This window comes from Zobellia alginiliquefaciens (assembly GCF_029323795.1).
In the GTDB taxonomy this organism is placed as follows: domain Bacteria; phylum Bacteroidota; class Bacteroidia; order Flavobacteriales; family Flavobacteriaceae; genus Zobellia; species Zobellia alginiliquefaciens.
The window spans coordinates 490363-509667 of sequence record NZ_CP119758.1 but is presented as its reverse complement, the minus strand read 5'-3'; the positions used below and the strand labels follow the sequence as shown (position 1 = coordinate 509667).

At 37.3% G+C, this 19305-nt stretch carries 20 protein-coding genes and 2 tRNA genes; 12 read left to right on the top strand and 10 right to left on the bottom strand.

The annotated features are described in order from the left end of the window. The first annotated feature begins 49 nt into the window (after window positions 1-49). The 5 genes from P0077_RS02135 to P0077_RS02115 all read left to right on the top strand — a co-directional run bounded on the left by P0077_RS02135 (window position 50) and on the right by P0077_RS02115 (window position 3611). Window positions 50-613 (top strand): TetR/AcrR family transcriptional regulator, encoded by a 564-nt coding sequence (locus P0077_RS02135; RefSeq protein ID WP_276167524.1) that lies wholly within the window; start codon window positions 50-52, stop codon window positions 611-613. Window positions 614-692: 79 nt separating this feature from the next. Beyond that, window positions 693-1256 carry a carboxymuconolactone decarboxylase family protein gene (locus P0077_RS02130; protein ID WP_276167523.1) on the top strand — a complete coding sequence of 188 codons (564 nt, stop codon included), beginning with the start codon at window positions 693-695 and terminating at the stop codon, window positions 1254-1256. A gap of 450 nt (window positions 1257-1706) precedes the next feature. Continuing rightward, window positions 1707-2015: an EthD family reductase gene (locus P0077_RS02125; protein ID WP_276167522.1), complete on the top strand. Its 309-nt coding sequence runs from the start codon at window positions 1707-1709 to the stop codon at window positions 2013-2015. Between the two features lie 73 nt (window positions 2016-2088). Beyond that, window positions 2089-2736 carry a DsbA family oxidoreductase gene (locus P0077_RS02120; protein WP_276167521.1) on the top strand — a complete coding sequence of 216 codons (648 nt, stop codon included), beginning with the start codon at window positions 2089-2091 and terminating at the stop codon, window positions 2734-2736. Between the two features lie 113 nt (window positions 2737-2849). Continuing rightward, on the top strand, window positions 2850-3611 hold the full coding sequence (locus P0077_RS02115; RefSeq protein WP_276167520.1) for an aspartate/glutamate racemase family protein: 762 nt from the start codon (window positions 2850-2852) through the stop codon (window positions 3609-3611). A 42-nt stretch (window positions 3612-3653) separates the two neighbouring features. Here P0077_RS02115 and P0077_RS02110 read toward each other — a convergent pair whose 3' ends face one another. The 3 genes from P0077_RS02110 to P0077_RS02100 form a co-directional block, all read right to left on the bottom strand. After that, window positions 3654-4907: a mechanosensitive ion channel family protein gene (locus P0077_RS02110; protein WP_276167519.1), complete on the bottom strand. Its 1254-nt coding sequence runs from the start codon at window positions 4905-4907 to the stop codon at window positions 3654-3656. Between the two features lie 123 nt (window positions 4908-5030). Continuing rightward, window positions 5031-5978 carry a universal stress protein gene (locus P0077_RS02105; RefSeq protein WP_276167518.1) on the bottom strand — a complete coding sequence of 316 codons (948 nt, stop codon included), beginning with the start codon at window positions 5976-5978 and terminating at the stop codon, window positions 5031-5033. A 114-nt stretch (window positions 5979-6092) separates the two neighbouring features. Then, window positions 6093-6236, bottom strand: a complete 144-nt coding sequence (locus tag P0077_RS02100) for a hypothetical protein (protein ID WP_276167517.1) — start codon at window positions 6234-6236, stop codon at window positions 6093-6095. Window positions 6237-7110: 874 nt separating this feature from the next. Here P0077_RS02100 and P0077_RS02095 point away from each other — a divergent pair. After that, window positions 7111-8385 (top strand): ribonucleotide-diphosphate reductase subunit beta, encoded by a 1275-nt coding sequence (locus tag P0077_RS02095; RefSeq protein ID WP_276167516.1) that lies wholly within the window; start codon window positions 7111-7113, stop codon window positions 8383-8385. Beyond that, on the top strand, window positions 8386-10173 hold the full coding sequence (locus tag P0077_RS02090; RefSeq protein WP_276167515.1) for a ribonucleoside-diphosphate reductase subunit alpha: 1788 nt from the start codon (window positions 8386-8388) through the stop codon (window positions 10171-10173). A gap of 360 nt (window positions 10174-10533) precedes the next feature. On the opposite strand, the gene P0077_RS02085 is transcribed toward P0077_RS02090, so the two are convergent. Further along, window positions 10534-10606, bottom strand: a tRNA-Lys gene (locus P0077_RS02085). A gap of 85 nt (window positions 10607-10691) precedes the next feature. Beyond that, window positions 10692-10767: transfer RNA gene (locus P0077_RS02080), tRNA-Lys, on the bottom strand. Between the two features lie 139 nt (window positions 10768-10906). Here P0077_RS02080 and P0077_RS02075 point away from each other — a divergent pair. Further along, on the top strand, window positions 10907-11422 hold the full coding sequence (locus P0077_RS02075; protein ID WP_276167514.1) for a shikimate kinase: 516 nt from the start codon (window positions 10907-10909) through the stop codon (window positions 11420-11422). On the opposite strand, the gene P0077_RS02070 is transcribed toward P0077_RS02075, so the two are convergent. Both P0077_RS02070 and P0077_RS02065 read right to left on the bottom strand, forming a co-directional pair. Further along, the gene (locus P0077_RS02070) at window positions 11414-11911 is read right to left on the bottom strand and encodes a phosphoribosyltransferase family protein (RefSeq protein ID WP_194524251.1); all 498 of its coding nucleotides are present in this window, start codon (window positions 11909-11911) and stop codon (window positions 11414-11416) included. The genes P0077_RS02075 and P0077_RS02070 overlap by 9 nt on opposite strands. A 53-nt stretch (window positions 11912-11964) precedes the next feature. Continuing rightward, complete coding sequence (locus tag P0077_RS02065) at window positions 11965-12366, bottom strand: RNA-binding S4 domain-containing protein (protein ID WP_276167513.1); 402 nt, start codon at window positions 12364-12366, stop codon at window positions 11965-11967. 77 nt (window positions 12367-12443) lie between these two features. Between P0077_RS02065 and P0077_RS02060 the strand changes: the two genes are divergently transcribed. Next, window positions 12444-13295 carry an FKBP-type peptidyl-prolyl cis-trans isomerase gene (locus tag P0077_RS02060; protein WP_276167512.1) on the top strand — a complete coding sequence of 284 codons (852 nt, stop codon included), beginning with the start codon at window positions 12444-12446 and terminating at the stop codon, window positions 13293-13295. Window positions 13296-13371: 76 nt separating this feature from the next. Here the strand turns inward: P0077_RS02060 and P0077_RS02055 are convergent, their stop codons facing one another. The 3 genes from P0077_RS02055 to P0077_RS02045 all read right to left on the bottom strand — a co-directional run bounded on the left by P0077_RS02055 (window position 13372) and on the right by P0077_RS02045 (window position 15906). Further along, a complete protein-coding gene (locus P0077_RS02055; RefSeq protein ID WP_276167511.1) occupies window positions 13372-13965 on the bottom strand; it encodes a porin family protein in 594 nt (197 codons plus the stop codon). A 49-nt stretch (window positions 13966-14014) separates the two neighbouring features. Further along, complete coding sequence (locus tag P0077_RS02050) at window positions 14015-14968, bottom strand: transketolase family protein (RefSeq protein WP_194524247.1); 954 nt, start codon at window positions 14966-14968, stop codon at window positions 14015-14017. 62 nt (window positions 14969-15030) lie between these two features. Then, the gene (locus P0077_RS02045) at window positions 15031-15906 is read right to left on the bottom strand and encodes a transketolase (protein WP_226979451.1); all 876 of its coding nucleotides are present in this window, start codon (window positions 15904-15906) and stop codon (window positions 15031-15033) included. Window positions 15907-16165: 259 nt separating this feature from the next. Between P0077_RS02045 and tgt the strand changes: the two genes are divergently transcribed. The 3 genes from tgt to P0077_RS02030 are packed head-to-tail and all read left to right on the top strand — an operon-like array spanning window position 16166 to window position 19297. After that, window positions 16166-17296 carry a tRNA guanosine(34) transglycosylase Tgt gene (tgt, locus tag P0077_RS02040; protein ID WP_276167510.1) on the top strand — a complete coding sequence of 377 codons (1131 nt, stop codon included), beginning with the start codon at window positions 16166-16168 and terminating at the stop codon, window positions 17294-17296. After that, window positions 17296-18378: an LptF/LptG family permease gene (locus P0077_RS02035; RefSeq protein WP_194524244.1), complete on the top strand. Its 1083-nt coding sequence runs from the start codon at window positions 17296-17298 to the stop codon at window positions 18376-18378. The genes tgt and P0077_RS02035 overlap by 1 nt, the downstream gene beginning before the upstream one ends. A gap of 25 nt (window positions 18379-18403) precedes the next feature. Beyond that, window positions 18404-19297, top strand: a complete 894-nt coding sequence (locus tag P0077_RS02030; RefSeq protein WP_276167509.1) for a DMT family transporter — start codon at window positions 18404-18406, stop codon at window positions 19295-19297. The last annotated feature ends 8 nt before the right edge of the window (window positions 19298-19305 follow it).

The following is a 19305-nucleotide window of genomic DNA, read 5'->3' as shown; positions in this document are numbered from 1 at the left end:
TTGTTTATTTCAAAGCAAGTGCTTAGTTTTGTACTGTAGTTTAGAAATAATGGCTAGAAAAAAGCAATATAATGAGCAAGAAGTAATAGAAAAGGCAACGGCCTTGTTCTGGCGTAATGGCTATGAGGCTACTACTGTTCGTATGTTGGAGAAAGAAATGGGTATCAACCAATTTTCCATTTATTCAAGTTTTGGTAATAAGCAGGGTGTTTTTTTGAAAAGCATTGATGATTACAAAAAGAAGGTTCGGGCGATTACGGATAAACTTCAGCAGTCAAAAAACGGTAAGGAAGGCATTAAACAATACTTCTATGATTTTTTAGAATTTGCAAAAGAGGACGAAAAAAATAGAGGTTGTTTGGTTACTAATACGGTTAACGAAATTAAAGATGATTCCGACCCTATTATTAAAACAGAACTGGTTGCTTTTGCAGATAATATAAAACAGTTGTTTATAAATAATTTGATACAGGACGAAGGTAAGTCGCCAAAGCAAATTGAAGGTCAGGCAAATTATTTGATGAACAGTTTATTGGGTCTGTCTGTTTCGTCAAAAGTTTTCGACCAAGAGCAAATCAAAGATATTATTGAATTTACCTTTGTGAACCTTTAAAAATTTTTTGACCTAAAACTAAGCATTTGCTTAGTAATAAATTAAAATAGAAATAACAATTAATTAAAATTTTGAAACTATGAGTAAATTAACAAATTACAATTTAGAAACAGCACCGGAAGAAAGTAAGCCATTACTGGAAAACTCTATTAAGGCATACGGTAATATCCCTAATTTACACGGCGTATTGGCTGGGGCACCAGGTCTATTGAATGCATATCAATCCATTCACGAGCTTTTTGTTAATTCATCTTTTGATAACGATGAACTTACAGTGGTATGGCAAACTATTAACGTAGAGCATGCTTGTCATTATTGTGTTCCTGCGCACACTGCCATAGCCAAAATGATGAAAGTTGATGATGCAATTACCGAAGCTTTAAGAAATGGCACGGAATTACCATCTGAGAAATTACAGGTATTACACGAAACTACGTTGAAAATTGTTCGTGACAGAGGGTATATCAAAGAAGAGGACATTCAAGCGTTTTACGCTGCCGGTTATGAAGAAAGACAACTATTGGAGATTATTTTAGGTCTTTCACAAAAAGTTATCAGTAACTACGTAAATCATATTGCTGAAACTCCAGTGGATGATGCTTTTCAAAAATTCGCTTGGAAAAAAGAAGGACAAACTGCCTAATGTTGTTAGCTTACGAAGTTTGATGGTAGTGCATAAACCTTCCACTTAGGTGGAAGGTTTATTTCTTTCTAATCGTTAACAACAGAATCGGTTTCAACCAGCTTGCCATGAAAAATCAATTAAAAATTCTAACGGCTATTCTTTCCACTATTGCTGTATATTGGTAAAGACAGTGGGTTTGTTGAAGCCTCAGTATATAGAACACGAAATAATCCTAAACCTACACCAGTTTTTTTGTATGGTTCTATACAATTTGAAGACTATAGAGAGGTAAATGGTATTTTATGCCTTTTAAACTTTCTGCTAAAGTTGGTAGCCAAAAGATAATACAGATGGTTATGTGCTTCGGTTGGGGGTAGAAAGTTTTAAATAGGATGCTTTTTCCGTAGGTAAACTGAATCCGTTGCAATAGAAATAGTAAGACAACACGAATAAAATAAAAATAGAATTATGATTAAAGTATCCGTACTGTATACAAATAGTGAAACTGTAGAGTTCAATCATGAATACTACTCCAATACCCATATACCAATGGTTCAATCTTTGGTGGGGAGTGCCTTGAAAAAGGTGGAAGTAGAAAAAGGACTGGGAGGTAGGGTACCTGGTGAGCGTGCTCCTTTTGTTACTATTGCGAATCTATATTTTGATTCAATTGAAGAGTTTCAAAAATCTTTTGGTCCTCATGCAGAGAAGTTCGCCGCAGATGTACCAAATTATTCCAATGTTGATGGAATAATCCAGATTAGTGAATTGGTTTAAATTTTACTCGATAATCGAGATTAAATGCTCCGAGGCTTGCCCCGAGGTAGTTTACTAAATTAAAATTGATGTTATGGCAGAAAAAATAAAATTAGACATTGTTTCCGATGTAGTATGTCCTTGGTGTACTATTGGATACAAGCGCTTACAAAAAGCAATTACCGAGCTCGGTATTGAAGATAAAATTGAAGTAGAGTGGCAACCTTTTGAATTGAATCCTCATATGCCTGCAGAGGGTGAGGATTTGGTAGAGCATATTGCAAACAAATATGGTTCAACCCTGGAGCAGCAAAAAGATTCTCAGCAACGTATGATAGATGCTGGTGAAGAATTGGGCTTTACTTTCGATTATTTTGAAGGCATGCGAATGGCAAATACAAGAGATGCCCATATTTTGCTTGATTATGCAAAGGAAAAAGGAAAACAGACCGAACTAAAAATGCGTTTGGTTACCGCTTTTTTCAGTGAAAGAAAAGATGTTTCCGATAGGGATATCTTAGCGGAAGCGTTAAAAGATGTTGGGTTGGATGTGGAGAAAGGAATGGCAAGGCTGGACAATGACAGCTTTAGGTATGAAGTAACTTCTAAAGAGCAATATTGGCAAGGACTTGGAGTGTCTTCTGTGCCTACTTTTGTTTTTGACAAGAAGAGTGCGTTAACGGGGGCGCAACCCGTAGATGTTTTTAAACAAGTATTGACCGAGATGCTGCAAGAAGCATAATACGGACTTAATTATAATTCAATTAAGTTTTTAAATTCAAAGGGCATAAAACGTATCTTTGCAGACCCCATTTTAGTCTAATAAAATGGGGTCTATTTATTTTGTATAGCATAATGATGACAAATAAGACAATAGGCATAGTAGGGGGAGTGGGTAGCTATGCAGGTATAGATTTAATAAAAAAAGTGTACGACCTTACCGAAGCAAAATCAGACCAAGAGCATCTGCCGGTTTCGATGTTATCAGTACCTCATAAAATTATAGACCGTACCAAGTATCTAATGGGCGAGACGGATATTAATCCGGGTATTGCCATATCGGAAATTATAGCCTCCCTCATTGCAAGTGGTTCCAGTATTATCGGTATCCCTTGTAATACGGCGCATGCAAGACCTATTTTAAGTTTAATAGAGAAAAGTATTCCAGAATCTTGTGTTCTGGTAAACTTGATCGAAGAAGTAGGTTTACATATATCTACTAAGCATCCAGAGATTACGAAGGTGGGTGTTTTGGGTACTACAGGTACAATTTTAGCAAAAGTATATCCAGAGGTATTGGCAAAATATAACATTGAAGTAATTCAGCCATCCGAAGATATTCAGGATCTATTTGTGCATCCTTCTATTTATGACACAAGCTATGGAATTAAGGCGTTTTCTAATCCCGTAAATGAAAAAGCCAAAGAAAACCTGAGTAAGGCGGCCACGTATTTGTCAAGAAAAGGCGCACAAGCCGTAATTCTGGGTTGCACCGAAATACCACTTGCTATTCAATATGAAAAGATAGAAGACAGTTTGATTATTGATGCTACTACCGTGCTGGCCAGTGCTTTAATACGGGAGTCCAGAAAAATGGAAGAGACCCTTGTGGGGTAACTTATGATGCGAATAACTTTTCCTCAACTTAAAAACCTTGTTTTATTCCGTGGGTACGGGGTTGAAGGTAATTGGAAGCTCAAACACTTCTAGATCAAAATAAGGCAATGCAGCCAAAAGATGGTCAAAAATGTCCGCCATTATGTATTCATAATTTTCCCAACGTTTGTCCGAGCTAAAAGCATAAATTTCCAAAGGAATGCCTTGGGGTGTAGGTTCCAATTGGCGCACCATTAAAGTCATTCCTTTATTGACTGCCGAGTGGTTTTGTAGATAATCGTTAACGTATTTTCTAAACAGGCCAATGTTAGTTAAGTTCCTTCCGTTAATTGCTAATTCTTTGTTTATCTGGTTGGATTCATTATAAGAATTTATCTGTTCATTTCTGGTGATGAGATAGGGTTCTATAAGTTGAATTTTTTTAAAAGTTGATAGGTCTTCATCAGACAGAAAACGGATGCTTTTTTGACTAATAATCAATGCACGCTTAATACGTCTTCCCCCTGAAACTTCCATACCTCTCCAGTTTTTAAAGGAATCGGAAATAAGGGCGTAGGTGGGTATTGTAGTTATAGTTTTATCAAAATTCTGAACTTTTACGGTTGCCAATGTAATTTCAATAACATCTCCATCCGCACCGTACTTTTCAAAAGTGATCCAATCTCCAATACGCACCATGTCGTTAATACTAACTTGAATGCTAGCTACCAGACCCAGGATGGAGTCTTTAAAGATTAATAAAATCACTGCAGACCCGGCACCTAGAGCGGTAAAGAATTTCCAGATTACTACACCAGTAATAATCGCGAATATGGTTAAAATACCTATGAACCATGCAAAAATCATAAACACCTGAATATAGCTGTCCATGGGTTTGTCACGAAACCGAGGCTTCGTTTTTAAATAGTCATTTATACTCTTAAAGATGCTTTTTACAATGTATAACGTTAATATAACGAATACTATTTGGAGTATTTTGAGCGCAATATTCCCGGCATATTCAAAATGAAAAAAGGCAAACGGAATGAACTTGAACAATACGGCTAATGGAACGATATGGGCTACATACCTCGGAACTTTATTGACAACGAGAAAGTTGTCAAAATTAGTTTCAGATTTTCTAGCAAGCTTTAGGAATAAGGAACGTAAGACTTTCCATATCATAAAGTCTAAGAACCAAGCTAGAATCAAGGCCGTTAGAAAAACAATCAACAAGTTCAGGTAGGAGGCGAAAATTTCGCTCATTCCTGTTTTTAATAGGTAATCGTAAAAAATCTTGTGTATGCCCTGTTCCATGAATCTCCTTCTAAAGAATTTGAGTGCAAAATTAAGCTATAGAAGGAAGAAAGACAGCCTATAGCGAAATAATTGAGACAATTTTGGCAAGGATTATAGTCAGGGTATTTATTTTAAAATGTTTTAAGAGGCATTGGATTCAGGTTGGCTTTCATATAAGGGAGAAACTTCATCCCATATTTCATCTTTGGTGTTGAGCAAAGTGCTATTTTCTGAATATTTTAATTTATCATTTATAGCAAGAATGGGTACATCATCAAAATAGCCCAATTTTTCCAACGTACACTTCCCAAAGCCCATACTTTCCCAGAAAGTCTGTTTTTTGTTCACATAGCTGATCATGGCACTTGCTTTAATTTGTACAAAGCATTGTAATGCAATGTTCATTTTAGTATCATGAATCATATTAAAGTGAAGGTCAATGTTTTTAAAATAAGTCTCTAGTACTAATTTGTTCTTTTCTTGTTGAGCATCTAGCGTATCATTCTCTTTTAAACCTAATACTTGAATACTTGAGTTGCTGATTTTTGCAATCTCAGCTATGTGCTGTATATCAAAAAGATTAAAGTCCGTTTTGAAGTTGGTAGCAAAAACAATTTCTTTTGAATCCCCAAAAGTCGCTTTTTTTGGCACAATTAGAACTGGACATTTTCTAATATTTTCAATTGTGGAAATGGTGGTCTTACCGTAGCTTCCCGTTTGTGTATTGGCTATCCCTTTTGCACCCATTATGAGCATATCAATTTTCATATTTTCAATAATATCTCTTACAGCATCTAAATAAAGTGTGGAGCGCGAAAGAACGTGAAAGCGATGTCTAGGATTGTCTTTTTTAAAAGTTAAACGAGTAAGAATGTTGCCTAGTCCTTCCTTTGATCGCTTTTCGGAGAGTTTGTTGAACGCATCGTCCGGGTCTAAAAGTGTAAGGCTGTCCAAGCCACTGGTGTTTTTGGCATAGGTGTTAAGAATATAGAAGTCACAATCTTTATTCGCATAGAGCTTGATCGCATATTGAATAGCATTCAGCGAATTCTTAGAAAAATCGGTAGGCAATAATAGCTTCTCACTCATGATAATTGTTTTTAATTTGTTTAATAAAATCGCCTAGGCATAGCATCATACAAATTTGGGGCTCGGATGAATGTGTTTCAAATGAAAGGCTACTACATACTATAGGTTACGGACCTAGAATTCTGTGTCCAGAATGTATTCTAATTCTTTGTTGATGTATTCAATATCTTCTGTCCATCTACTAAGTTCAACTTCATTTTTTTTATCTATAGTAGAACTATTGGATTCTTCTGGGTAAAATGACCTTTTTCTGTTCATATTTTGATATTTACAATACTATCTTTAACAGTAACACACTACCATCAATGGGTGTGCGTATAGGTAAATTCCGGTACGTATTACAACTTGGGCAGAACCAAGTAAAAAGCGTTTGCTTAATAGTAATTTTATAACCCTAGTATTACAGAAAACATATTTAATTAATATGGTGAATCACTATCTATTTGATAGACAGAAATTTCATGACTCGGTCAAGGTTGTCTTTTACAATTCAAATAGTGTGCCTTATAAATTTATCATTTATTTTCTGAAATAACATCCTGATTATCAATATTTTAAGTTTTAATCGATTTTTGTCGCTTTTTTTAGTTGAGGAAAATTTCCTCATACGGTAAATTTTGAACCGGCTAACAAGAGGTTTGTTTTGATATTATTAAACGGTATGGGTTGATTACATGGTACTTAAGAGAAAATAAAAATAATAAGAACATTGTTTGGTCTGATGGGAGCAGAACTTCAAGAAAAGAAATAGAAGTGTTCGATTTTTTTTCCAGATTTGGTAGTTTATCAATATCATAGATGAACAGTGCTCGTACTTATCAGTTTTTGGTGTTTTTCTTTGGGGATGGTGGTTGGCACAACATGCAAATGGGAGACTATTTGAAGCATGGATTTGGTCAAACAATATGAGGACTTCTCATCATAGGTAAAAGCATCTTAGGCTTAACCAATCTTCGTCATTTTATCACATTTAATTTTCTTTGGTCAACCCTCTAAAAGACAGTTGGTTTTGTAGTGTTTAGCATCGTTGTTAATAAAACTGTGAAAACATTAGTTGAGTTTAAGCAAAAACAAGGGACTTAAATCAGACCTTTATACTTCTTATTCAGAAGAATTCTAAGATTCATTTTCTATGCAAATTACACATCTTATAAAACGAGATTTCACAAAGAAACCGTTTCATTTACACAAGATTACGGAGGCAATAATGAAAGCCATGATGGCCGCTTCACATGGTGGGCCACAGGATGCTGAACGTATTGCGAATAACGTTCATACCTCGCTTTTGGAAAGAAATGCGCTAGATGATAAGTATGTTCCTACTGTAGAAGAAGTACAGGATTTTGTAGAAACCCACCTTATGGAAGCTGGTTTTTTTGATGTTGCCAAAGGATATATTCTATATCGTAATGAGCAGGCTCAAAAAAGAAAATCCAACATTTTTGAGAAGCGTATTAATTTAAAGCCATACGAGTATCCTCAGTTATATGAGTATGTGCCGGCCATTCGTCATTCTTATTGGATTCATTCAGAATTTAATTTTACTAGTGATATTCAGGATTTTAAAGCAGGTCTTGAGGAGCCCGAAAGAAATGCCCTCAAAAATGCAATGTTGGCTATTTCTCAGATAGAAGTAGCCGTGAAAAGTTTCTGGGGCGATATCTATCATAAAATGCCTAAACCGGAAATCGGTTCTGTAGGAGCTACTTTTGCAGAAAGTGAAGTGCGTCATGCCGATGCCTATTCTCATTTACTTGAAATTTTAGGACTCAATGCAGAGTTCAAAAATTTAAAGAAGAAGCCGGTAATGATGAAGCGTGTGCAATATCTTGAGACAGCGCTTAAGAATGCAAAAAGTGTAGATAATAAGGAGTATGCAGAATCTATTTTGTTGTTCTCTTTGTTTATAGAACACGTATCCCTGTTCTCTCAGTTTTTGATAATAATGGCTTTCAACAAGCATAAGAATATGTTCAAGGGAATTTCAAACGTGGTTGAAGCAACCTCTAAGGAAGAACAAATTCATGGTGACTTTGGTATTGATGTTATTAAAATCATTAAGGATGAAAATCCTGATTGGTTTGATGAGGAATATCATACCATGATAAAGAATATGTGCCATGAAGCTTTCCTTGCGGAAAGTGAGATAGTAGATTGGATTTTTGAAAAAGGAGAACTAGACTTCTTGCCAAAAGCAGTTATAAATGAATTTATTAAAAACCGATTCAATAATTCTCTCAGTAGTATTGGAATAGACAAAATATTTGATGTCGACGATAAGCTATTGGCAGAAACAGAATGGTTTGATGATGAAATAATAGGGACTAAACATGGCGATTTCTTCGTGAAACGCTCTATCAATTATAGTAAACGAACTCAAAGTATAACCAGTGACGATCTTTTTTAAATGAGCGAATTAAACACTACCACCACACAGATTGACGAAAAAATTTCAGAGCAAGATCAACTTGTAATCGCAAGGAAAGAGGCTCTAAAGAATAGTAAGAAAGAACCGACTGGCGGTTTTAAGTGGCTTACGGACCACAGTCTTAATTTTTTAAATTCAGGTTATTTAACCAAAGGCGTGACTGCGGAACAGCGTATTCGCGAAATTGCGGATAGGGCTGAACAGCTATTGGGTATGCCTGGTTTCTCCGATAAGTTTTACGGGTATATGTCAGAAGGTTTTTTCTCTTTGGCATCTCCGGTATGGTCAAACTTCGGAAAGGAAAGAGGATTACCGATCAGTTGTTTTGGTTCGCATATAGATGATGATATGGGTAATATTTTATACACCCAATCAGAAGTTGGTATGATGTCTAAAATGGGTGGAGGTACGTCTGGCTATTTTGGAAAAATAAGACACCGTGGTGCTGAGGTTAAAAATAACGGTCAAGCTTCGGGAGCTGTACATATTATGCAGCTTTTTGAATCCATGGTAGATGTGGTGAGCCAAGGTTCTGTTCGTCGTGGTCGTTTCTCTCCTTATTTGCCTATTGAGCATCCGGATATTATGGAGTTCTTGGAAATTGGTACGGAAGGAAATCCTATTCAAGAGCTTACCCATGGGGTAACGGTTACTGATAAATGGATGCAAGAAATGATTGATGGAGATACGGCAAAACGCTCTATCTGGGCCAAAGTGTTACAACGTAGGGGAGAAATGGGTTATCCATACATATTCTTTACGGATAATGCCAATAACGGCGCATCAAACGTATATAAAGAAAAGGATTTGCCTATATATGCAAGTAACCTTTGTACGGAGATAATGTTGCCATCAAATGATGATTGGTCGTTTGTATGTGTTTTGTCCTCAGTAAATGTTTTGCATTACGATAAGTGGAAAGATACGGATGCCGTTGAAACCATGGTATATTTCTTAGATGCCGTTATTACAGAGTTTATTGAAAAATTAGAAAGGTACCGTGATTCTGATTCTCGTGAGGACAGACAAACTTTCCTTTTTATGGAACGCGCCTATAATTTTGCAAAGGATAACCGTGCACTAGGTTTAGGGGTTTTAGGATGGCATTCATTATTGCAATCCAAGAGATTGCCTTTTAATAGCCAAGAAGCTTTTAATCTAAATAGTGAGATATTTAGAGAGATAAAAGAGAAATCATATAAAGCCTCCGAAGAATTGGCCGCTAAGTTTGGCGAGCCAGCTGTTCTTAAAGGATACGGTAGACGCAATGCTACGTTAAATGCTGTAGCGCCAACAACATCTTCCGCTTTTATTTTGGGGCAGGTTTCACAAGGTATTGAACCTATCTGGTCAAATATTTATGTAAAGGATATTGCTAAGGTTAAAACGACCATTAAAAATCCTTTTTTACTGGAATTATTGGAAGAAAAAGGAAAGAATACAACAGAAGTGTGGCACAGCATTCGTGAGCGTGATGGATCTGTACAGCATTTGGAGTTCTTAACGGAACTTGAAAAAGATGTATTTCAGACTTATTCAGAAATAGACCAGATGGATATTATATATCAAGCGGCAAACCGTCAAAACCATATTGATCAAGGTCAATCTGTAAACATAATTGTGCATCCAGATATGCCGGTAAAAGAAATCAATAAGATTCACGTTACGGCTTGGAAACTCGGGTTAAAATCACTCTACTATCAGCATAGTATGAATGCGGCACAAAAATTTAAGCAGAAAAAAGATTGTGCTAGTTGCGAGGCGTAACCTGGTAAAGGCATTTATTTAAAGTTTACTTATTGCTTAAGGCGAACCCTATTCTTATTTATATGGATAGGGTTCGTTTTTTTTTAATTACTCTACAGTTTAAGGTTTGTCTTTTTTCGGCAAAAATAAAAGTAGGTATCCTATTGTTTGGTCATAGAGCGCAATAAGATGGAAATAGGGCCTTAGAATTGATTATATCCTCGTTTGTAAGGAAAGTTGAGACTTATGGCTTAATCATCCGTTGATGAAGGTTTATTTCCGTTTGAAGCACGTATAAAGCTGGGTTTGCATCTAAAACAAAAAAGCCCTGAAACAATATTGTTTCAGGGCTTTTTTGTTTTAATCATCAAAATTTTAAAGTGACCTGGCTGGGGCTCGAACCCAGGACCCTCTCCTTAAAAGGGAGATGCTCTACCAACTGAGCTACCAGGTCAATAATATCTAAGAACGTAAGCGTTAAAATGTGCTCACCCGTTTAAATAAAAAAGCCTCTTTTTTGTAAGAGGCTACTATTTAATTGGTGACCTGGCTGGGGCTCGAACCCAGGACCCTCTCCTTAAAAGGGAGATGCTCTACCAACTGAGCTACCAGGTCAATAACATATGAGGTTTGATTCCCTCAATGCGGGTGCAAATATAAGTCGATTACTTTATTTTCCAAGCCCTTTTTAAGATAAATTTCTTTTTTTTTGAAATCCCTTGAAAATAAGCCACTTTTGCACCAAAATAAAATTGTGAAAATAGTATTGATAGGCTATATGGGGAGTGGTAAGAGCACAATTGGTAAGTTGCTATCCCAAAAAAGAAACTTAGAATTCATAGATCTAGATGATTATATAGGACAGGCCGAAAAAATGTCCGTTTCCGATATTTTTAAAAATAAAGGGGAGCTGTATTTCAGAAAGAAAGAATATGAATACTTGAATGAAGTGCTGGCCCAAAACGATAATTTTATATTGTCTACCGGTGGTGGAACCCCTTGCTACGGAAACAATATGCAGGCCATGCTAGAAAAAACAGAGAATACTTTCTACTTAAAAGTATCCATACCTCAATTGGCCAAGCGTCTTTTAAAAGAGAAGGATGAGCGGCCATTGGTTAGAAATATTCCGGAAGAGGAATTACCTGAATTTATTGGTAAGCACCTCTTTGAACGGAGCTATTTTTACAATCAGGCAAACAAGGTGATCAGTTGCGATGGTAAAGATCCGCAGGAAATTGTTACTGAAATGGAGTCTATTTTAATCTAGATATACCATATCATTCTTAGCCTGAAACTTAACGTGTACATGTTCCTGTAAAGAGGTGGACAGGGATATGCCTTTATAATCGGCTTTTACCGGGTATTTTTTATGGTTTCTGTTAACTAGAACAGCAGTCTTAAGTTGTTTAAGGGGGGTTTTTAAGAAATGGTGCACGCCATAAATTAGGGTAGTCCCCGAATTAAGGACATCATCAACCAGCACAATTGACTTATCAGTATATTCAGATTCAGGAATTGAAGTAGTAACGCCGCTCTCTAAGGGGTTTTCTTTATCCATCAGCACCTTACAGAGAGTGATTTCTGCTTCGGTTACCTTCTTAAGAACGCGCTGTAGTTTTTTTGCAAAATTGAGTCCACCGCCATCAATACCCGCAATAATAATTTCTTTTTCTTCAACATTCGCCTCGTATATCTGATAGGCTATACGTTCAATTTTATGTTGAATTTGTTGATGTGTAAGTATTTTATTTTCCATAAATGGGTATTTTCATTTCAAAGATAGCCAACCGTTGGTAAATCTTCTCTTTTTTATTCCGGGCTTATAAAACTATCTGGTGTGGCATCTGGATCATCCAGGTAATCTTCAATATCCCGGCGGTCTTTTTTGGTAGGTCTTCCTGTTCCTTTTTTGCGGTAATGTTCCTTTGCCTGTTTCAGTAATTCGTTGTGTTCAAAAGCTTCCTTGGGTGTGGTGTCTGTTCTATATATATTTACCAATTTGGCGCCCACTCGGCTTTTCGGGATGTCCAAAACCGTAAGTTGAAGGTTAATTTGCTCCTTACGGACTATAATTTTATCCATTGGGTAGATTTCTCTTGATGGTTTTGCCACTTGGTCATTAATTTTCACCTGCCCTTTTTTACAGGCAGTAGAAGCAATGTTTCGGGTCTTGAAATAGCGGGTGCTCCATAAGTACTTATCAATTCGCATAACTATTAAAAATCTTTGTTAAGGCTTTCCACAAAAATAAGGGAAAATTGTATCTTGCCGCCTGTAAAATTGAATAGATGATAATGAATCGCATAGTTGCCTTATTGGCATTGGTAGTTGTACTGTACTCTTGTAATAACGATGATGGCGGTGCCACTATTGAACCAGCAAAGCCACTGGCCGAAATTTTGGTGGATGATGAAGCTGAGATTCAGGAATATCTTAAAACGCATTATTACAACTACGAGGAGTTTCAATCGCCTACGGAAGATTTTGATTATAAAATTGACGTAATGGAGATAGGTGAGGGGGATACGGATAAAATACCTCTTATTGACCAAATGACTCCTATTGAAGTGGATGTGCCTTCTAGTCATTACTTTATTGATGGTCCAGAAACTACGGTAACCCATACCTTGTATTTTTTAGAAGTAAGAGAAGGTGTAGGTGATGCTTTGAGTGTTGCGGATTCGGCTTTTGTGCGTTATTCAGGCAACCTTATAGATGGGACTATTTTTGATGATGGCAGTGAGGATGATCCAGTGTGGTTTGATTTAGCTAGTTTACAGGCTCCGGCAACTTCCACATTTTCGGGTACTCCCGCTAGAGGTTTTTCCGAAGGGGCATCTCTTTTAAAGGGTGGTGCGCCAGCAGTAATCAATGAAGATGGTACATATTCCGTAGATGATTATGGGATAGGTATGTTCATCTTTCCTTCAGGCTTAGGGTATTATAATTTGACAAGTGGGGTAATACATGCTTATACACCGTTAATATTTAAGTTGGATATGTTGGCTATTAAACAGACAGACCACGATGGTGATGGAACGCCATCCATTGAAGAAGATACTAATAATGACGGTTATTTGTTTAATGATGATGCTGATGGTGATACGTTTCCAGATTATTTAGATTCGGATTCCAATTAAAAGTAATTCTAGGATATAAAAAGAAAGCCCGAAACCATATATGGTTTCGGGCTTTCTTTTTATAATAACAGTTTCCTTATAACGTCAAAGATAAACTAACGATCAACTGATCTGGGCGAGCGTCTACGCGGCTAGGTCCTAAGTTGGTAATGTTCGTATTGATAAAGGTAGCTTCGTTGCTGTTAAAACCTCTCTCATAGCGAATATCTATTCCTAATTTACCTAAGTCTACTCCTGCACCAATATTAGCTCCTACACTAAAATCGTTTTCAATATCATCTATGGAGATACCATCAAACTCGGTATCTAAAATGTATTGAAACGAAGGACCGGCAAAAACATGCAACGGGCCTATAATTTTAGCGCCAATCAGTAAAGGCATATCAAGTTTGCTAATGTCAAACTTATCACCATCGTAGTCCGACTTTGTTTTGGTATACATCAATTCAGGTCGAAAATAAATACGGCTTAAGCCTACTTTTCCGAAAAGTCCCAAGTGGTAACCCATGTTTCGGTCAGGATCTCTTGCCGCATCACCGATCGACTCAAAATAGTCTCCGTTAGCACCATAGTTCAAGCCGGCCTTTACACCAACTTTTACCAAATCGTTTTGTGAAAATGCAGCAATGCTTACCAAAGCAAAAACTGCTGTAAGGAGTGTTTTTTTCATATGTTCTCGTTTTTTAATACTTACAACGGTATCAAAAACGATACCATTGTTATTTCCTTTTCAATACCCTTAAAACGGCCTTCTCAATAGCTTTATTGTTTAGTCCGTATTTCTCCATTAACTGGTCTGGGGTACCGCTTTCACCAAAAGTATCTTGTGTTGCAACAAACTCTTGCGGCGCAGGATGCTGAACAGTAAGGGTTCTAGCAATAGTCTCACCAAGGCCACCTAGGTAATTATGTTCTTCGGCAGATACAACACAGCCTGTTTTTTTAACTGATTTTAACACCGCTTCCTCATCAAAAGGTTTGATAGTGTGTATGTTGATTACCTCTGCGGAGATACCTTGTTCTTCTAGTTTTTCGGCGGCAATTAAAGCTTCCCAAACCAAATGGCCGGTAGCAACAATAGTAACGTCCGTACCCTCGCTAAGCATAACAGCTTTACCAATTTCGAACTTTTGGTCAACTGGGGTAAAGTTGGCTACTTTTGGTCTTCCAAAACGCAAGTATACAGGACCGTCATATTCAGCTATTGCTAAAGTAGCAGCTTTTGTTTGGTTAAAATCACAAGGGTTGATGACAGTCATGCCCGGAAGCATTTTCATCATACCAATATCTTCTAGAATCTGGTGGGTAGCACCATCTTCACCTAAAGTAACACCGGCGTGCGAAGCACATATTTTTACGTTTTTGTTAGAGTAAGCAATGGACTGGCGGATCTGATCGTAAACTCTACCTGTGGCAAAGTTGGCGAACGTACTTGCAAAAGGAATTTTCCCACCAATGGTCATACCCGCGGCAATACCCATCATGTTTGCTTCTGCAATACCTATTTGAAAGAAACGCTCTGGGTTCTCATCAATAAAAGGCTGAATTTTTAGTGATCCTACCAAATCGGCACAAAGAGCTACAACATTAGGGTTGGTTCTTCCTAGCTCGGTCATGGCCTCTCCGTAGCCACTTCTAGTATCATTTTTTCCTTGATCTATATATTTTGTCATTGTATTTCGTTTTTGTCGTTTCCGCCAAGCGGAAATCTAAAATTTAAGATAGTTACGGAATTTTAATAGTCCCCTAAGGTTTCAGGATTCTGTCCTAGTGCGTTTTCCAACTGCTCATCGCTTGGCGCTTTACCGTGCCATGCGTGCGTGTGCATCATAAAATCTACACCGTTACCCATCATTGTATCAAGGATGATACAGACCGGTTTTCCTTTTCCGGTTCTGCTCTTTGCTTCTTTAAGTCCGTTTATAACGGCTTCAAGATTGTTTCCTTCCGCAACTTCAAGAACATCCCATCCAAAAACTTCAAACTTTTCTTTTAGGTTTCCTAGTGGAAGTACCTCTTCTGTTGGGCCGTCAATTTGTTGTCCGTTTCGGTCAATTGTAGAAATTAGATTGTCTACTTTGTTTCCGGCGGCATACATAATTGCTTCCCAGTTTTGACCTTCTTGTAATTCTCCATCGCCATGTAGGCTATAAACCAATTTGTCATCGCCGTTCAACTTTTTTGCTGCTGCAGCACCAATGGCAACAGACATACCTTGACCCAATGAGCCCGAAGCTACACGAACCCCCGGAAGGCCTTCATGTGTAGTAGGGTGTCCTTGTAAACGTGAGTCCAATAAACGGAATGTGTTTAGTTCCTCAACAGGGAAATATCCTTTTCTAGCTAAAACGCTGTAAAATACAGGAGATATATGACCGTTTGATAGGAAGAAAAGGTCTTCGTCCTTACCGTCCATATCAAATCCTTCTTTAAGGTCCATTACTTCATTATAAAGTGCGACCAAAAATTCAGTACAGCCCAAAGAACCTCCTGGGTGCCCTGAATTTACTTTATGTACCATACGTAGAATATCCCTTCGGGTCTGTACTACGATATCTTGTAGTTCGTCTAATTTTGCCATTTGTAAATGTTCATTTTTAGTAGTTTTCAAATGTAATCGCAATCTTTTGGGAATACAAATTGGACCCTGTTTATTTTTGCCCTCAAATCAAAAAAAGAGTGATAAAAGCAACAGATAGCAACGTTTTGAGCAATAGCGGTTTGTTTGTGCTTAATATTAGCAAAACTAGAAGTGGAACGGACCTGGGAAAGTATTTTTACATTTGAGGTTTAAACTCGTGCAAACTTTATTTTTTCGTTAAGGCTATTATGCTAAGCAGTTGTTTATCTTTGCGCCCATAAATATTATTTTGAAATTTACCTTACATCATACAGACCCCCAAAGTAAAGCTCGTGCAGGAACCATGGTTACTGATCACGGAGCAATTGAAACCCCTATATTCATGCCGGTTGGCACTGTTGGTTCCGTAAAAAGTGTACACCAACGTGAATTGAAAGAGGAAATAAACCCAGATATCATATTAGGGAATACCTATCACCTTTTTCTACGGCCTAAAACCGACATTCTAAAGAAAGCGGGTGGGCTCCATAAATTTATGGGATGGGATAGAAATATCTTGACCGATAGTGGGGGGTACCAAGTATACTCACTTTCGGGAAACCGAAAAATTAAGGAGGAAGGAGTAAAATTCAAGTCGCATATAGACGGCTCAACCCATCTATTTACACCTGAAAATGTAATGGAAATTCAGCGTGTGATCGGGGCGGATATTATAATGGCATTTGATGAATGTACACCTTACCCTTGCGATTATCGCTATGCGGAACGGTCTATGCATATGACGCATAGGTGGTTGGAGCGTTGTATTGCGCATCTTAAAAAGACGCCTTTTGAATATGATTACGCACAGACTTTTTTCCCAATAGTACAAGGTTCTACGTATACGGACTTGAGAAAAAGATCAGCAGAATATATTGCTGGCGTAGGTGCGGAAGGCAATGCTATTGGTGGGCTTTCCGTTGGTGAGCCAGCGGAGGAAATGTACGCCATGACCGAGGTGGTTTGCGAGATTTTACCTGAAGACAAGCCTAGATATTTAATGGGTGTGGGTACGCCAATTAATATTCTAGAGAATATTGCTTTAGGTATTGATATGTTTGATTGTGTGATGCCTACCCGAAATGCTAGAAACGGAATGTTGTTTACCGCACATGGTACCATCAACATAAAGAATAAAAAATGGGAGGATGATTTTTCTCCTATAGATGAAATGGGATTGACTTTTGTAGATATTGAATATTCAAAGGCGTACTTAAGGCATTTGTTCGTTGCCAAGGAATATTTGGGCAAGCAGATAGCTACCATTCATAACCTTGGTTTTTATCTTTGGTTGACACGTGAAGCGCGAAAGCATATTTTAGCAGGGGATTTTACCGAATGGAAGAATCGTATGGTGAAACAAATGGATAAACGATTGTAGTGTTAACAATACTGGATAAATATATATTAAAACGATATCTCGTCACTTTTTCGGTGATGATATTGCTGTTCATTCCTATTGGTATCATGGCCCATTTGGCGGAACAAATAGGAAAGATGCAGGCCAATGAGGCTCCATTGGATGAAATACTTATCTATTTTGGAAACTTTACCATTTATATAGGAAGTTTACTGTTCCCTATTTTTCTTTTTCTATCCATTATTTTCTTTACTTCTAAACTGGCGGGCAATACAGAAATTGTAGCTATTTTAAGTTCAGGGGTTTCATATAATAGATTTTTGCGCCCCTATATAATCGGAGCATCCATTATTGCCATAATTATGTTCATCATGGGTATGTTTATCGTGCCCAATGCCAGTAAAGGGTTTAACGAGTTTAAATACAAGTATCTAAAAAAAGGGAAACAAGATAGGGTTACCAATAATATTTTTACCCAATTAAACGCCAATGATTTTATTTATGTAAGCAGTTTTGATCCGGCAAGGGAGATTGGTTACAATTTTACCTTTGAGCGATTTAATGATGAGAATGAGCTTGAGTTTAAGATTTCTGCGGCCAATATCCGTTACGTAGATAAAGACAGTGTATACCGTTTAACTACCTATAAGAAACGCAGAATATTGGAAGATACCGCACTGGTAGAGACTAAGAGGCGTTTGGATACGCTTTTTTCCTTTAAGATAGGTGACCTTACCCCAGTATCTTACGCAGCGGAAACCAAAAATATTTTTGAGTTGAATCGCTTTATAAAAGACCAAAAACTTAAAGGCGCTTCCAATATAAACACCTATGTATTGGTGAAATACAAACGGTGGGCGTTGCCAATAACAGCCTTTATTCTTACTATCATAGCGGTTGCCGTTTCGTCGGTTAAAAGACGGGGTGGTATGGGAGTAAACCTTGCTTTTGGAATTATAGTGGCATTCGTTTTTGTCTTTTTTGATAAAGTTTTTGGTACACTAGCGGAGCAGTCTGGTTTTTCCCCTCTTTTAGCGGTACTTGTACCAAATATGATTTTTGGGATTCTTGCAGTAGTGTTGTTGCAGAAGGCAAAACGATAACGCTTGTACTTCTAAATAGGCTTTTATGGGGGCGCAGTTAAAAAATTACCTACACTTACATTTTATTGTCTTTATTTGGGGCTTCACAGCGGTATTGGGTAAACTGATTACCCTAGACGCTATGCCGCTGGTCTGGTATCGTATGCTTATTGCGGCCGTATTTATCTTATTATATCTAAAAGCTAAAAAATATTCCCTTAAAGTTTCCCGCCCCATGCTATGGTCTTTGTTAGGTGCAGGTATTGTAATTGCGTTGCATTGGGTTACCTTCTTTTTGTCCATTAAAGTTTCTAATGTTTCCATTACGCTGGCTACTATTTCAACAGGTGCATTTTTTACAGCTTTAATAGAGCCTTTTTGGTACAAGCGCAAGATGATTTGGTATGAGATTGTTTTTGGTATTGTGGTTATGCTAGGGCTGTATTTAATTTTTAAGGTAGATACGCAATATCTCTATGGTATACTATTGGCACTTGTCTCTGCATTTTTATCGGCTCTTTTTTCACTCATTAATGGAAAGCTGATTCAAAAGGAAAGACCTTCCGTAATCTCATTCTATGAGTTGGTGAGCGGAGTAGTATTGCTGACTATCTTTTTAGCGTTTCAAGGTAGTTTTGACGCTCAATTTTTTGCACTCTCGCAGAACGATTGGTTGTATCTGTTTATTCTAGCTTCAATTTGTACCGCCTATGCCTTTATCGCATCGATAAAAATTTTAAAATACATTAGTCCTTACACGGTAATGCTCACTATTAACTTAGAGCCTGTGTACGGCATAATTTTAGCTTATTTTATTTTAGGCGAATCAGAAAAAATGAATCCCCTGTTTTATGTGGGTGGAGGCATCATCTTATTGACGGTTCTTGCCAACGGAATCCTTAAAAATAGGAGAAGGTTTAAAAAACCCTTCAGGAGATAAGCTTAAAG

Bases quoted from the DNA above. Each gene is read 5' to 3' on its own strand.
- P0077_RS02055 (WP_276167511.1), bottom strand. From the start codon at position 13,965: ATGAAAAAAACACTCCTTACAGCAGTTTTTGCTTTGGTAAGCATTGCT.
- P0077_RS02065 (WP_276167513.1), bottom strand. From the start codon at position 12,366: ATGCGAATTGATAAGTACTTATGGAGCACCCGCTATTTCAAGACCCGA.
- P0077_RS02110 (WP_276167519.1), bottom strand. From the start codon at position 4,907: ATGGAACAGGGCATACACAAGATTTTTTACGATTACCTATTAAAAACA.
- P0077_RS02090 (WP_276167515.1), top strand. From the start codon at position 8,386: ATGAGCGAATTAAACACTACCACCACACAGATTGACGAAAAAATTTCA.
- P0077_RS02105 (WP_276167518.1), bottom strand. From the start codon at position 5,978: ATGAGTGAGAAGCTATTATTGCCTACCGATTTTTCTAAGAATTCGCTG.
- P0077_RS02050 (WP_194524247.1), bottom strand. From the start codon at position 14,968: ATGACAAAATATATAGATCAAGGAAAAAATGATACTAGAAGTGGCTAC.
- P0077_RS02095 (WP_276167516.1), top strand. From the start codon at position 7,111: ATGCAAATTACACATCTTATAAAACGAGATTTCACAAAGAAACCGTTT.
- P0077_RS02060 (WP_276167512.1), top strand. From the start codon at position 12,444: ATGATAATGAATCGCATAGTTGCCTTATTGGCATTGGTAGTTGTACTG.
- P0077_RS02125 (WP_276167522.1), top strand. From the start codon at position 1,707: ATGATTAAAGTATCCGTACTGTATACAAATAGTGAAACTGTAGAGTTC.
- P0077_RS02030 (WP_276167509.1), top strand. From the start codon at position 18,404: ATGGGGGCGCAGTTAAAAAATTACCTACACTTACATTTTATTGTCTTT.
- P0077_RS02135 (WP_276167524.1), top strand. From the start codon at position 50: ATGGCTAGAAAAAAGCAATATAATGAGCAAGAAGTAATAGAAAAGGCA.
- P0077_RS02115 (WP_276167520.1), top strand. From the start codon at position 2,850: ATGATGACAAATAAGACAATAGGCATAGTAGGGGGAGTGGGTAGCTAT.
- P0077_RS02070 (WP_194524251.1), bottom strand. From the start codon at position 11,911: ATGGAAAATAAAATACTTACACATCAACAAATTCAACATAAAATTGAA.
- P0077_RS02120 (WP_276167521.1), top strand. From the start codon at position 2,089: ATGGCAGAAAAAATAAAATTAGACATTGTTTCCGATGTAGTATGTCCT.
- P0077_RS02100 (WP_276167517.1), bottom strand. From the start codon at position 6,236: ATGAACAGAAAAAGGTCATTTTACCCAGAAGAATCCAATAGTTCTACT.
- P0077_RS02130 (WP_276167523.1), top strand. From the start codon at position 693: ATGAGTAAATTAACAAATTACAATTTAGAAACAGCACCGGAAGAAAGT.